This window comes from Alcaligenes sp. GCM10023179, from assembly GCF_042653705.1.
GTDB classification, from domain to species: Bacteria; Pseudomonadota; Gammaproteobacteria; order Burkholderiales; family Burkholderiaceae_B; genus Alcaligenes; species Alcaligenes phenolicus.
In genome coordinates, this window is the sequence record NZ_JBHSIQ010000001.1 from 534,944 (window position 1) to 547,281 (window position 12,338).

Here is a 12,338-nt window from a genome sequence, read left to right on the forward strand (position 1 = left end):
ACGATAGACATGCCTATTTGAACAAATTGGTTTGAAGCCTCTGTCAGACACAAAGGTGCAGGCCCCTTATTCCAAAGATGTAAGGAACGGATAGATGAACATTCAGCTCGATATCGCGCAAACGGTAGGTTTGGCGGCTGTCTTTCTCGTGCTGGGAGAATATATAAAGAATCGCGTTGCTGTATTGGCCCGCTATTTTATTCCCAGCCCCATTATCGGCGGATTGATTTTTGCCTTGATTGCCTTGGTTGGACATCAGACCGGCTCGTTCAACTTTACGTTTAACGACGATATACGCAATTTCTTGCTGATGGCCTTTTTCACGACCATCGGTTTTTCAGCCAGCTTCGAGTTGCTGAAAAAGGGTGGTCTGGCCGTTGCTTTGTTCCTGGGCTGCGCGGTTGTCCTGATTATTTTGCAGAACGTGATGGGCGTGACCTTGGCGACCCTCATGGACGCTAACCCCTTGCTGGGTTTGGCCGCTGGTTCGATCTCCATGACGGGGGGCCACGGTACTTCGGCTGCCTTTGGTCCAATGCTGGAAAATGCCGGTGCTGTTGGGGCTTTGCCTGCTGCCATTGCTGCTTCGACATGGGGGCTGGTAATGGGTTGTGTCATCGGCGGCCCCTTGGGCAAGCGCTTGATGAAAAAATACAATATCGACGGCCCTGCTCCACACCGTCGTCATCGTCGTCAGCATGAGGGTGCAGATGCGCCTCATGTGGTGGAAACCACGGTTAAGGAAACCGTTAAGGTTGACGATGGTGGCTTTGAAATGCCGGTTTACGCCGTAGTCCTGTTGTCCATCGCGATTGGGGTGGGCAGTGTCATCATTGAATGGTTGGGCGAGCGCGGCATTGTGTTGCCAGCCTACCTGGGCTCCATGCTGGTGGCAGCCATCATCCGTAATGTGATCGACTGGCGTCGTTATCGCTTGCCGGAAAAAGAGTTTGAAACCATGGGCAATGTGTCCCTGGCTTTCTTCCTGGTCATGGCGCTGATGGTGATGAAGCTGTGGGAGCTGGCTGAAGTAGCGGGCCCGCTGTTGATCATCCTGATTGCCCAGACGGTGCTGATGTTCTTCTTTGCCAGCTACGTGACTTTCAAGGTCATGGGCAAGGACTACGATGCTGTGGTGATGTCGGCTGGTCATTGTGGTTTTGGTATGGGCGCAACGCCTAACGCCATGGCGAATATGCAGGCCTTTACGGAAGACAATGGTCCATCACGCAAGGCCTTCTTTGTAATCCCGCTGGTGGGCTCCTTGTTCATCGACTTCTTCAATGCCGTGATCATTACCGGTTTTGTGAATTTTCTGACTTAAGTACCGAGAAGTGGGCGCAATCAGCAATATCGCGGCCCTTGTCAGACAGCCCCTTGGATCGATATCCGGTCCCAGGGGCTTTCTTTTTACCTGTGTTGTTGAATCGTGAATCTTGGATCGCTTCTATTTTTGAGTCCTTAAGGACTCTGTTTGCCTTGGCGCAAGGACGCCTGCAGGCGCTTGGGCTTCAATTGTGCTTGTCTTTAGGGAGTGCGCAATGCGAAGCCATGTAGTGGGATCCGTGCTGTTAGTGGCCATTCTGGCCGGATGTTCGTCTGGCGAGCCCAGCAATCCAGCGGGTTTGCCCGAGCTGGTTGAAGTGGCCGGTCCGGCGCGTGAAGTTATGCAGGCCGGTGAATACTTGCTGGATGGGCGTCTGATTGCATCCGACACGGTGATGTACGCTCCTGTTCCCACCTTGAAAGCCATGAAGTATCAGGTCAGTCAGTTTGAGTACGATCAGTGCGTTCGTGCCGAGCGTTGTAAAGCTGCCGATGCGGTGGGCCAAGGACAGGCCAAGAATATGCCGGTGGTCGGTGTCAGCTGGCAAGACGGCCAGGATTACGCCGCCTGGTTAAGTGAGCGCACCGGCAAGCAATTCCGTCTGCCGGATTACCTGGAGTGGAGCTATTTCGCAGACCAGAAAGTGCCTGAGTCGGCCCAAAGCGGTCTGGACGAAAACGAGCAAGCTGCCTTGTGGCTGCAGGAGTATCAGGAGAGCTACAAACGCAAGCAGGAACAGGAAGTTCCCTTGGCACCCTTGGGGCAGGGCGTTGCCAATGCTTATGGGGTGTTTGATGCGGGCGGGCAGGTGGCTGAATGGACCAATACCTGCCATGTCCGGGTACACCGTATCAGCATGCCACGCGCAGAGTCTCGCCTGGAAAACTGCGGTGTCCGTACCCTGGGGGGCGAGCACATTGCGGTGATGCCCGACTTTATTCGCGACCCAAAAACCGGGGCGTGTTCGGTGGGTGTGCCACCGCGTTACTTGGGTCTGCGACTGGTCACTGAAGACTAAACCCGCGCTTAGCCGCGTTCCAGAACCGCTTGTGCAAACTTGTCCAGGTCCGCAATCGTAATTTGCTTGCGGCCTGCCAGAATCAAACCTTGATGATCCCAGCTGCTGACGACGCGGCTGGCCGTGTACAAGGTGGTTCCGGCCAGGTCAGCCAGATCTTGCCGGGTTACCGGAATACTCAAGGACGTCCCTTGTGCACCGCTTTGGCCCACCTGACGAATCAAGCGCAGCAGGCTGTGAGCCAGTCGCTGCTCCACTTCCAGACTATGAATTTCCAGCAGGCGATCATCGGCATCGCTTAGTCGTTGCGCGACCGTGTCTTGTGCAGAGCTGAGCAGGCAAGGAAAGCGTTGCGTCAGGCTGTCCCAGGACTTTTCAGGCCAGGCTAATGCGGCGCTGGTGGTTACGCTAATGGCGGTTGCCGGATAGTTGCGACGGCGCAGGGCAGGGGCAATGCCAATCACGTCGCCGGGCAAGGCAAAACGTACCAGGAGTTGTGAGCCATTGGGCATGGTGCGTACGACTTTGATCAGGCCTTGCAGCAGAACAAAAAAGTGGTCGCTGCTTTGTTCCTGACGAAAGACCTGGCTGTCCTTGTCGTAGTGGATCAGGCGTCCCTCTTGCCACAGTTCGTTAATGCTGGCTGCGTCCAGCTGGGAGAAAACGGGCAGGCTGGCTAACAAGGAGGGGTAGGATATGTCAGTCATCACTTAAGCTTTCTGAGCGGGTTTTAAGCCCTAGTTTGCTGGCCAGCTTGTGCAGATTGCTGGGGTCTATGCCTAGCTGCCGGGCAGCCTGGCTCCAGTTACCGTCAGTCTCATCCAGAGCTTGCCGAATAAGCCGGCTTTGCAGCTGCTCAACGGACTGACGCAAGGATGGGCGAGGTGAGCCAATAGCCGTACTGGTCGCTGCGACAGGCTGGTGGGTAGAAGGTAACAAATTGAGATTATCGGCGCTAAGCGTAAATATTTGGTTACGATCTGGCGTATCGACCAGCAGGCGGATGGTTGCCCGACTGATTAAATGTTCTAGTTCGCGAACATTACCTGGCCAATGATAAGCCAGTAAAGCGGCTTCTGCGTCGGGGGATAAGCGAATTCCGCGCAATCCCAAACGAGAACGGTTGGTTTCCAGAAAGTGGCCTGCCAGCAGCAGAATGTCCTGATGGCGCTCGCGCAAGGCGGGGATCGTGAGGGGGAAAACCGACAGACGGTGAAACAAGTCCGCCCGGAAACCACCTTGGGCGATCTGCTGGCTCAGATCACGGTTGGTGGCAGCAACCAGACGTACATTCAATTTGATGGGGTGGTCCGCCCCCAGGCGCTGAATCTCGCCGTTCTGCAAAGTACGCAGCAGCTTGGCTTGTATCGTCAAAGACAACTCGCCGATTTCATCCAGAAACAGGGTGCCGCCCTGGGCGGCTTCAAAGCGCCCGGCACGATTCTCATGGGCACCCGAGAACGCTCCCTTTACGTGCCCGAATAATTCGCTTTCTGCCAGAGACTCGGGCAGGGCAGCGCAGTTCACGTAGATCAAGGGTTTGTTGTGGTGTGGTGAGCGTTGATGCAGGCGTTGTGCAAATAACTCCTTCCCCACGCCGGTTTCACCCAGCAAGAGCACAGGCAGCTCGGAGGTGGCCACCGTGTCCAGCAATTGAATGACCTCCAGCAGGGATTTGCTGTTGCCAATGATGGCGGCCGAGTTATTGCGCGACAGGTAATCGGGCGGCAAGGTGGAGAGCAGACGCAAGCTGCGGTTTTCTTCTTCCAGCTCGCTGATGCGAATTGCGCTTTCCAACACCAGACACCAGTGCTTGAGTTCCACCAGCGTGGGGGCTGAAAACGTCCCTGGTCGCAAGGCATCCAGCGTCAGAATGCCCCAGGGCGTGCCCTGGACTTGCAAGGTAATTCCCACGCAATCATGCACCGGCAGGGGCTGGCCCAGCTTGTCATCAAGCAGGCCGTCATACGGGTCCGGCAGGGCACAGTTGGGTTCAAAGCGGGTCAGGCTGGGGGAGTTCAGGATCCGCGTCAGTCGGGGGTGATCTGCAATGACAAAGTGACGCCCCAGGGTGTCATGGCCCAGACCACTGGCCGCCACAATGCGCAGCACCGTGTCGTCCAGCTTCAGCAAACCCGCCGCATCACAGCCAAAGTGCCGTGCCAGCAAATGCACCATGCGCTGCAGGCGTAACGGTCCCGGAATCTCGGTGGCAAGGTCGGAAATCAAGAGATCTAGCATGGGTGAAAAATACCCTTATGGTGAAAAATACCCAGTTTTGTCGAGGTAGTTTATACCCAGGCTGACGGCAACCCTTTGATCTATGTCGTCCAGGACTTGGCACGGTCTTTGCTTTAGATGTTTTGTCATACATTTTTAAGGACTATGACATGACCCCCGACTTAGCAGAACATCGCTACAAGGCGTGTACTTCGGTCCGTCCCCCGTTCCGGGGCCGTACCCAAACAGGTTTTGACCAGGTAACTGGGTCCTGCCAGGACTTGTTTGGATTGGGTCGTTTGATTCATCAGCGAGACGGAGAAGAAAATGCGTAGCTATAAAAAACTATGGTGGTCCCTGGTGGCAGTCACCATGGTCACCTTTGCCATCCTGGGATGGACAGGTGTGGAGGTGTATCGTCAGGCACCCCCCATGCCCGTCAAGGTAGTCACACCGGATGGCCGTGAATTTACCTCACAGGAACAGATACATCGTGGCCAGTCCGCCTGGCAAAGTACTGGCGGTATGCAGCTGGGCTCGATCTGGGGGCATGGGGCCTACCAGGCCCCGGACTGGAGCGCCGACTGGCTGCACCGGGAGGCTCTGGCCTGGCTGGATCTGGCCGCCCAGCAAACCTACTCGCTGAACTATGATCAGCTGACATCCAGTCAGCAGGCCACCTTGCGGCAGGAACTGCAGGACGAATACCGTCCTAACCGCATTGATGAAGCGACGGGCGTATTGCAGATCAGCGATCGCCGCGCCAAGGCCATCGACACCACTGCCCAGTATTACATCGACCTGTTTGGTGATGCGCCCGAGCTGAAATCCAGCCGCGAAAGCTTCGCCATGAAGGACAACACCTTGCCAGAGCTGCAGCGCCGTCAGGACATGACCCGCTTTTTCTTCTGGCTGTCCTGGGCCACGGTAACGGAGCGTCCTGGCACTACCGTCAGCTATACCAACAACTGGCCACATGAGCCCTTGGTGGATAACCATCCTTCCACGGCCAATATCGTCTGGTCCATTGTCAGTATCGTGCTCTTGCTGGCCGGTATTGGTTTGCTGGTCTGGATCTGGGCCTTTACGCACAAAGAAGAGGAAGCCCCTGTTGCACCGGCCACTGATCCGGTTCTGGCATTTCGCCTGACCCCTTCGCAGCGTGCCCTGAAAAAATATGCCTTCCTGACGGTTGCCCTGTTTGTCATCCAGGTCTTCCTGGGCGGCTTTACGGCGCACTACACGGTTGAAGGCCAGATGTTCTATGGCATAGACGTGTCGCAGTGGTTCCCTTACTCCTTGACCCGTACCTGGCATATTCAGGCAGCCCTTTTGTGGATTGCCAGTGGCTTCCTGACCGCTGGTCTGTTCCTTGTGCCATTGATTAATGGGGGCGAGGATCCGAAGTTTCAGCGTCTGGGTGTGGACGTTCTGTTCGGCGCTCTGGTTGTACTCTTTATTGGTTCTTTTGCCGGCAACTTCCTGGCCATCAAAAACATCCTGCCCCCCGAGCTGAACTTCTGGTTCGGTCACCAGGGTTATGAGTATCTGGATCTGGGCCGTTTCTGGCAGATCATCAAGTTCATTGGCCTGGCTTTCTGGCTGCTGCTGATGTTGCGTGGCATGTGGCCTGCCTTGCGTCGTGACAAGGGCGACAACCATTTATTGGTTCTGTTGACCATCTCTACCGTGGCCATTGGTCTGTTCTACGGTACCGGCTTGTTCTATGGCGAGCACACCAATATCACCATCATGGAGTACTGGCGCTGGTGGGTGGTTCACCTGTGGGTTGAGGGCTTCTTCGAGGTCTTTGCAACGGTTGCCATGGGCTTTATCTTCCTGACCTTGGGTCTGGTTTCCAAGCGTAGTGCCACGATTGCGGGTCTGGCAGCGGCCTCGCTGTTCCTGGTCGGTGGTGTGCCTGGTACTTTGCACCACCTGTACTTCTCGGGTACGACCACGCCGATCATGGCCATTGGTGCTTCCTTCAGCGCGTTGGAAGTGGTGCCTTTGATCATGCTGGGCTACGAAGCTTTCCATAACTGGAAGATGCAGAAACAAGCCAGCTGGATGAGTGATCTGCGTTGGCCTGTCATGTTCTTTGTGGCCGTGGCCTTCTGGAACATGCTGGGTGCTGGTGTGTTTGGCTTCCTGATCAACCCACCTATCTCGCTGTACTACATCCAGGGTTTGAACACCACGCCATTGCATGCTCACGCAGCCTTGTTCGGTGTGTATGGTTTCCTGTCTCTGGGCTTTGTCTTGCTGGTGGTGCGTTATATCTCGCCCGAGGTTCGTTACAACGATCGCCTGATGAGCTGGGGCTTCTGGACGCTGAACCTGGGTCTGGTGCTGATGATGTTCGTCAGCCTGCTGCCAGCCGGGATTATTCAGGCCTGGGCCAGCATCTCGGAAGGCATGTGGTATGCCCGTAGCGAAGAGTTCATGCAGCAGCCTATCCTGCAATCCCTGCGCTGGTGGCGTACCTTGGGTGACGTTGTGTTCATTGCCGGTGCATTGATTGTGTTCCAGCAGGTTTGGGTACGTATCATGGCTGGCCGTCGCGGTGCCGCTGCCAATGCTGCAGGTGCAGTAAAAGCATCGTGATCTTGTTTAAGGACGGTCTGTTTTTTCTGTGAGATTCCGTCTATGAAAAAAACCGCCTTCGGGCGGTTTTTTTTGTTGCTTATGCGAGATGCTTGCGCTGCAGCAAAGAGCGGGAAGTCTGATTGCGGTCCAATACATCCTGTAACTGTTAGATCTGAATAACATTTAATCAGCAGGCATCACGCCTGGATCAAACCGGAGGTAGTATGGAACGTCGTCATTTCTTGAAAAGTGCTGGCCTAGGTGTCGCCGCAGGAACGACTTTGCTGGCGGCTCAAGTACAAGCCCGCGAGACGGCTGCACCAAAGAAGAACGCGCCCTGGCTGGCCGCGCGTACAGAAGCCCAGATCGCCAAGCTGGAGCGGGTCAAGGTGGATCTGGTTGCGCCTCCTATGGTCCACAAGCACGAACAGAAAGTAGGTCCCGAGCCTCGCGTGGTGGAGTTCCGCATGAGCATCGTGGAAAAAGAGATCGTGGTTGATCGCGATGGCACCACCATGCACGCCATGATGTTTGATGGCTCCATGCCCGGCCCTACCATGGTTGTGCATGAAGGCGACTACCTGGAGCTGACTCTGGTCAACCCGGCCAGTAACACCATGCCGCACAACATCGACTTTCACGCCTCGACTGGCGCGCTGGGCGGTGCCAAGTTGACCAACGTGAACCCCGGCGAACAAGCCACCTTGCGCTTCAAGGCCGACCGTACCGGTACGTTTGTGTACCACTGCGCACCCGAAGGCTCGGTAGCCTGGCACGTGGTCCAGGGCATGCACGGTACCGTCATGGTGCTGCCACGCGACGGCCTGAAGGATTCGGCGGGCAACTCGCTGCATTACGACCGTGTCTACACCATTGGCGAGTTTGACCTCTACATCCCTCGTGATGAAAAGGGCAACTTCAAAAAGTATGGTTCCTCGGCTGAAAGCTATGGCGACACCCTGGAAGCCATGCGTGGTCTGATCCCCAGCCACGTGGTGTTCAACGGCAAGGTCGGTGCCTTGATGGGCGACGGTGCCATGAAGGCCAACGTGGGTGAAACCGTGCTGTTCATTCACTCGCAGGCCAACCGCGACACCCGTCCTCACCTGATCGGTGGTCACGGTGACTGGGTTTGGGAACTGGGCAAGTTTGATGATCCACCTGCCAAGAACCTGGAAACCTGGTTCATTCGCGGCGGTTCGGCCGGTGTGGCGCTCTACACCTTCAAGCAGCCTGGTGTGTACGCCTATGTGAACCACAACCTGATCGAAGCCATGGAACTGGGCGCAGCAGGTCACGTTCTGGTCGAAGGCGAATGGAACGACGACCTGATGAAGCAAGTCAGCCCTCCCGGCCCGATCAAGGGCTAAGCAGGGTTGGCACCTGGTACGCGGAATTGAGGACCAGAAGCACTTATCAATTCCGCCGGGCTTCAAGGCAGTTATTGAAAAGTGATTAGCTAGTGAAAACGCAAGAGGTTCGAACCATGAAAAACGGGCCTCTTGTACAGAAAACGAAGTATCAGCCAGGCATGCATTCATGCCGACTGTTTAAAGGGTAAACCCATGAGAACCTATCGCCCCGCCACCATGATGTACTCCGCAATGGCCGCTTTGTTTTTGCTGGCCGCCGCACCTGCAGCACATGCCAACTCGGACGAAGCTCTCAAGCTGTACAAGTCTTCGTGTATGGTCTGTCATGCATCGGGTATGGCCAATGCCCCTCGTTTGGGTGACAAGGCTCGTTGGGAGCCCCTGATCGCCCAAGGCGAAGACGCCTTGATGCAAGTTGTGCTGAACGGCAAGGGCGCCATGCCCCCACGCGGTGCAGCACCCAAAGCAACCGATGAACAATTGCGCAGCGTTGTGCGCTACATGATTGAAAAAGCCAGCTAAGGCGCTGGCTTTTTCAGGCTGGATTTACAGGCTCCAGTCGTAATCAACCGTCAGTGGCGCGTGGTCGCTGAAACGCTCTTCCTTATAGACCGTTGCACTGCGCGCCTTGGCAGCAATACCTGGGGTGGCAATTTGATAATCAATGCGCCACCCCACATTTTTGGCCCAAGCCTGGCCGCGGTTGCTCCACCAGGTGTAGCACTCGTCCGTGGTATCGGGATGCAGGCTGCGGTACACATCCACCCAAGCCAGTTCGCCCAGCACTTTGCTCATCCAGGCGCGTTCTTCTGGCAGAAAACCGCTGTTTTTCAGATTGCCTTTCCAGTTCTTCAAATCGGCTTCGTGGTGCGCAATATTCCAGTCACCGCAAATGATGAACTCGCGGCCGGTATCGCGGTGTTCCTGCATCAAGCCATTAATCCATTGCTCAAAATGATCCAGAAAGCGGTACTTGGCGGTTTGACGCTCGTCGCCCGATGAACCCGAGGGCAGGTAGGCGCTGATCACACTAAGGTCGTTCCAGTCGGCGCGGATAATGCGGCCTTCAGCATCGAACTCTTCGCAGGCCATGCCTTCGGCCACGCTTTCTGCCTTGTGGTTCAGGTACAGGCCTACACCGCTATAGCCTTTTTTCTGAGCATGGTGGAAATGCCCGTGGTATTGACCGGGGTTGGTCAAATCGGGGGTCAGATCAGGCTCGCTGATCTTGATTTCCTGCATGCAGACAATATGAGGTTTCTGGGCTTCCAGCCAGGCGGGCAGGCCTTTACGAAAGGCGGCCCGAATACCGTTGACGTTTAACGAGGTGACGCGTAACACGTGGCAATTCTCCTTATAGCGTCAGCACTTTAACCCGTAACCTGCCTGGATGTCAGTGGCCGTCAGAGCTTGTTACGACGCTGAGCTGAAGCGGTAGCTGGACACGGTCAAGCCACCAAAGGCCTGGGTTTCGTGGTGGAAGCGATGCGCTGCGTCGCCACGCGCAGCACCAGCGGCCACCATGAGGGGGACCAGGTGATCTTCGCGGGGATGGGCAATACGTGCGGCCGGGGCCTGTTCCCAGTCCATCAAGGCCTGACGACGGGCGGCAGGGTCCTCCAGGCTCAGGCTTTGATGCAGCCAGGCATCAAACTGGGCAGAGGGCTGCACACCGCCAGGGCCCATATTGCGCAGGTTGTGATAGCTCAGACCGCTGCCAATAATCAGCACCTCTTCGTCTCGCAAAGGCGCAAGCGCCTCGCCCATGGCGTAGTGCAGGGCCGGGTCGTAGTTCGCGTGAATGGACAGTTGCACCATAGGCACTTTGGCTTGCGGATAGATCACATAAGCCGGTACGAATGCACCGTGGTCAAAGCCACGCTGCGAATCCAGATGAGTGGGCAGGCCAGCGCCTTCCAGCAAATTACAGACCTGTTGGGCCAGAGCAGGATCGCCTGGTGCCGGGTAGTGAATCTCGTACGTGTGGGACGGAAAGCCGTAATAGTCGTACACCATGCTCGGTTGTGCTGCGGCGGCAACCAGCAGATTGGCTTGTTGAGCTTCCCAGTGGGCGGAGACCATCAAGATCGCTTTGGGTGTGCGCCCCAATTGGCGTGGAATATCCTGCAAGGCAGCACGCAGCGGGGCGTACATGGTTTGCGCTTCAGGCATCCAGGGCCAGGGTCCGCCACCATGCGAGATGAAGTAGGTGGGCATTGTCATGATGATCTCCTGCCCCTGCCCTGATAGGGGCAGGGGATAAGGGGTTGGTTAAGGCGTCAGGCTTTGCCGCGGCCTGCGTCAATACTCCATGGGCCTGGGCCGGCAAAGGCCAGGTACAGGAAGGCAAAGCAGAACAGAACTGCCGCCTCACCGCCATTGAGGATAGGGGTTGCGAAGGTGCTGCCGCTGGCGTGGCCAATAAAGTAAGCGAAAGCGCACAGGCCCGAAGCAATAAAGGCCGCAAAACGAGAGAACAGACCAATCACCAGCAAGACACCCAGAACCAGTTCCAGAATGCCCGCAATGCCGTAAATGGAGCTGATTTGCAGGTTGGCAAACATGTCTACTTTGGGGAAACCCAGGATCTTGGCAGTACCGTGTGTCAGCAGGAGATAGCCTGTAACGATGCGCAGCAGGCTAAGGATGCGAGGAGTCCAGCTAGAGGTAAGGGCGCTCATGTATGTTCCTTTGGAAAGTTGACAGTATCGGTAAACGAAGCACTGGCCCGGCGTAGTGACAAAAGCTCTGTGTCAGGCATGACGTGATGACATCCTGGTGCTGGTCCCGCCCATTCAAGGCCCAGACAGGCACCGGGTTAGCGCTCGTTCAAGATTAATCAATTACTATCAGGAAATAAACAGGCCTATTTTCATTAGTTACTTTCTTATTAGGAAAGCATGGATACGATTCAGAGTTTGCGGGTGTTCCGGGAAATCGTCGCAGCGGGCAGCTTTGCAGCGGCGGCGCAACGCTTGGATATGTCTGCGCCCATGGTCAGCAAGCACTTGGCCAATCTGGAAAAACAGCTGGGCGCCCGCTTGCTCCATCGCAGCAGCCGTCGTTTGAGCCTGACGGAGTTGGGGCAAACCTACTTTGATTATTGCTTGCAGGCACTCGATACCCTGGAGCGCGGACAGCAGGCATTGTCGGGTTCTGAGCATCTGCCCCAAGGTGTGTTGAGAGTGACGGCCCCCGTATGGTTTGCCAACCGCAAAGTGGCGCAGCTGTTGCAGGATTACCAAACGCGCTTTCCGGAAGTGACTCTGGATATGAGCCTGAGCAATCATAAAGTGGATTTAGTGGCGGAAGGTTTTGACCTGGCCTTGCGGGTGATGCGCGAGCCTGCGCCGCATCAGATTGCACGTCTTATTTGCCCCACGCCCTTTCATCTGGTGGCCAGCCCGGAGTTTGTGGCCCAGCACGGCATGCCGCGTAACTGTGCGGAGGTGATGCGTCTGCCGGCTATCAGCCCCAGTTATTTACAGCAGCCCAGTTTTGAATTTTTGGGGCCGGACGGGCCGGAGTCCTTGCGCCTGAATCCTTTCATGCGTTCGGATAACACCAATCTGACTTATTACAGTGCGTTGGGTGGAGCAGGGCTGGCCTATTTGCCGGAGTGGCTGGTGATGGATGATCTGGAGAATGGTCGGCTGGTTCGCCTGTTGCCCGATTACACCGAAGAGCTGCAGCAGCTGCATGCCGTCTATGCCAGCCGTCGCTATTTGACACCTAAAGTGCGCAGTTTTATCGACTTCTTGCTGGAAGAACTGGCCGAACCTGCCAAGTGATGGCTCACATCACGCTAAAA

The 12,338-nt window shown here is 56.1% G+C and carries 11 protein-coding genes; 6 read left to right on the forward strand and 5 right to left on the reverse strand.

Going from position 1 to position 12,338, the window contains the following annotated elements; genetic code table 11:
• Positions 1-94: 94 nt before the first annotated feature.
• Positions 95-1,324, forward strand: a complete 1,230-nt coding sequence (gene gltS, locus ACFPDR_RS02360; RefSeq protein ID WP_035270394.1) for a sodium/glutamate symporter — start codon at positions 95-97, stop codon at positions 1,322-1,324.
• Between the two features lie 217 nt (positions 1,325-1,541).
• Positions 1,542-2,345, forward strand: a complete 804-nt coding sequence (locus tag ACFPDR_RS02365) for a formylglycine-generating enzyme family protein (protein WP_052159303.1) — start codon at positions 1,542-1,544, stop codon at positions 2,343-2,345.
• An 8-nt stretch (positions 2,346-2,353) separates the two neighbouring features.
• Here the strand turns inward: ACFPDR_RS02365 and ACFPDR_RS02370 are convergent, their stop codons facing one another.
• Both ACFPDR_RS02370 and norR read right to left on the reverse strand, forming a co-directional pair.
• Positions 2,354-3,052 carry a Crp/Fnr family transcriptional regulator gene (locus tag ACFPDR_RS02370; protein WP_009458784.1) on the reverse strand — a complete coding sequence of 233 codons (699 nt, stop codon included), beginning with the start codon at positions 3,050-3,052 and terminating at the stop codon, positions 2,354-2,356.
• Entirely contained in the window at positions 3,045-4,586 is a 1,542-nt protein-coding gene (norR, locus tag ACFPDR_RS02375) for a nitric oxide reductase transcriptional regulator NorR (protein ID WP_376910425.1), read from the reverse strand. The genes ACFPDR_RS02370 and norR overlap by 8 nt, the downstream gene beginning before the upstream one ends.
• Before the next feature lie 306 nt (positions 4,587-4,892).
• Here norR and ACFPDR_RS02380 point away from each other — a divergent pair, with 306 nt between their 5' ends.
• From ACFPDR_RS02380 to ACFPDR_RS02390, 3 genes are all read left to right on the forward strand, one after another.
• Positions 4,893-7,172, forward strand: a complete 2,280-nt coding sequence (locus ACFPDR_RS02380; RefSeq protein WP_035270396.1) for a nitric-oxide reductase large subunit — start codon at positions 4,893-4,895, stop codon at positions 7,170-7,172.
• A gap of 206 nt (positions 7,173-7,378) precedes the next feature.
• A complete protein-coding gene (nirK, locus tag ACFPDR_RS02385) occupies positions 7,379-8,524 on the forward strand; it encodes a copper-containing nitrite reductase (protein WP_009458792.1) in 1,146 nt (381 codons plus the stop codon).
• A 195-nt stretch (positions 8,525-8,719) separates the two neighbouring features.
• The gene (locus ACFPDR_RS02390) at positions 8,720-9,049 is read left to right on the forward strand and encodes a c-type cytochrome (RefSeq protein ID WP_035270399.1); all 330 of its coding nucleotides are present in this window, start codon (positions 8,720-8,722) and stop codon (positions 9,047-9,049) included.
• Between the two features lie 24 nt (positions 9,050-9,073).
• Here the strand turns inward: ACFPDR_RS02390 and ACFPDR_RS02395 are convergent, their stop codons facing one another.
• The 3 genes from ACFPDR_RS02395 to ACFPDR_RS02405 form a co-directional block, all read right to left on the reverse strand.
• On the reverse strand, positions 9,074-9,868 hold the full coding sequence (locus ACFPDR_RS02395; RefSeq protein ID WP_026484438.1) for an exodeoxyribonuclease III: 795 nt from the start codon (positions 9,866-9,868) through the stop codon (positions 9,074-9,076).
• A 72-nt stretch (positions 9,869-9,940) separates the two neighbouring features.
• A complete protein-coding gene (locus ACFPDR_RS02400; protein WP_035270400.1) occupies positions 9,941-10,750 on the reverse strand; it encodes a DODA-type extradiol aromatic ring-opening family dioxygenase in 810 nt (269 codons plus the stop codon).
• Positions 10,751-10,806: 56 nt separating this feature from the next.
• Positions 10,807-11,208, reverse strand: coding sequence for a DoxX family protein (locus ACFPDR_RS02405; RefSeq protein WP_026484436.1), 402 nt, complete (start codon positions 11,206-11,208; stop codon positions 10,807-10,809).
• 219 nt (positions 11,209-11,427) lie between these two features.
• On the opposite strand from ACFPDR_RS02405, the gene ACFPDR_RS02410 reads away from it, so the two are divergent.
• Positions 11,428-12,318 carry a LysR family transcriptional regulator gene (locus tag ACFPDR_RS02410; RefSeq protein ID WP_371478142.1) on the forward strand — a complete coding sequence of 297 codons (891 nt, stop codon included), beginning with the start codon at positions 11,428-11,430 and terminating at the stop codon, positions 12,316-12,318.
• Positions 12,319-12,338: the final 20 nt, after the last annotated feature.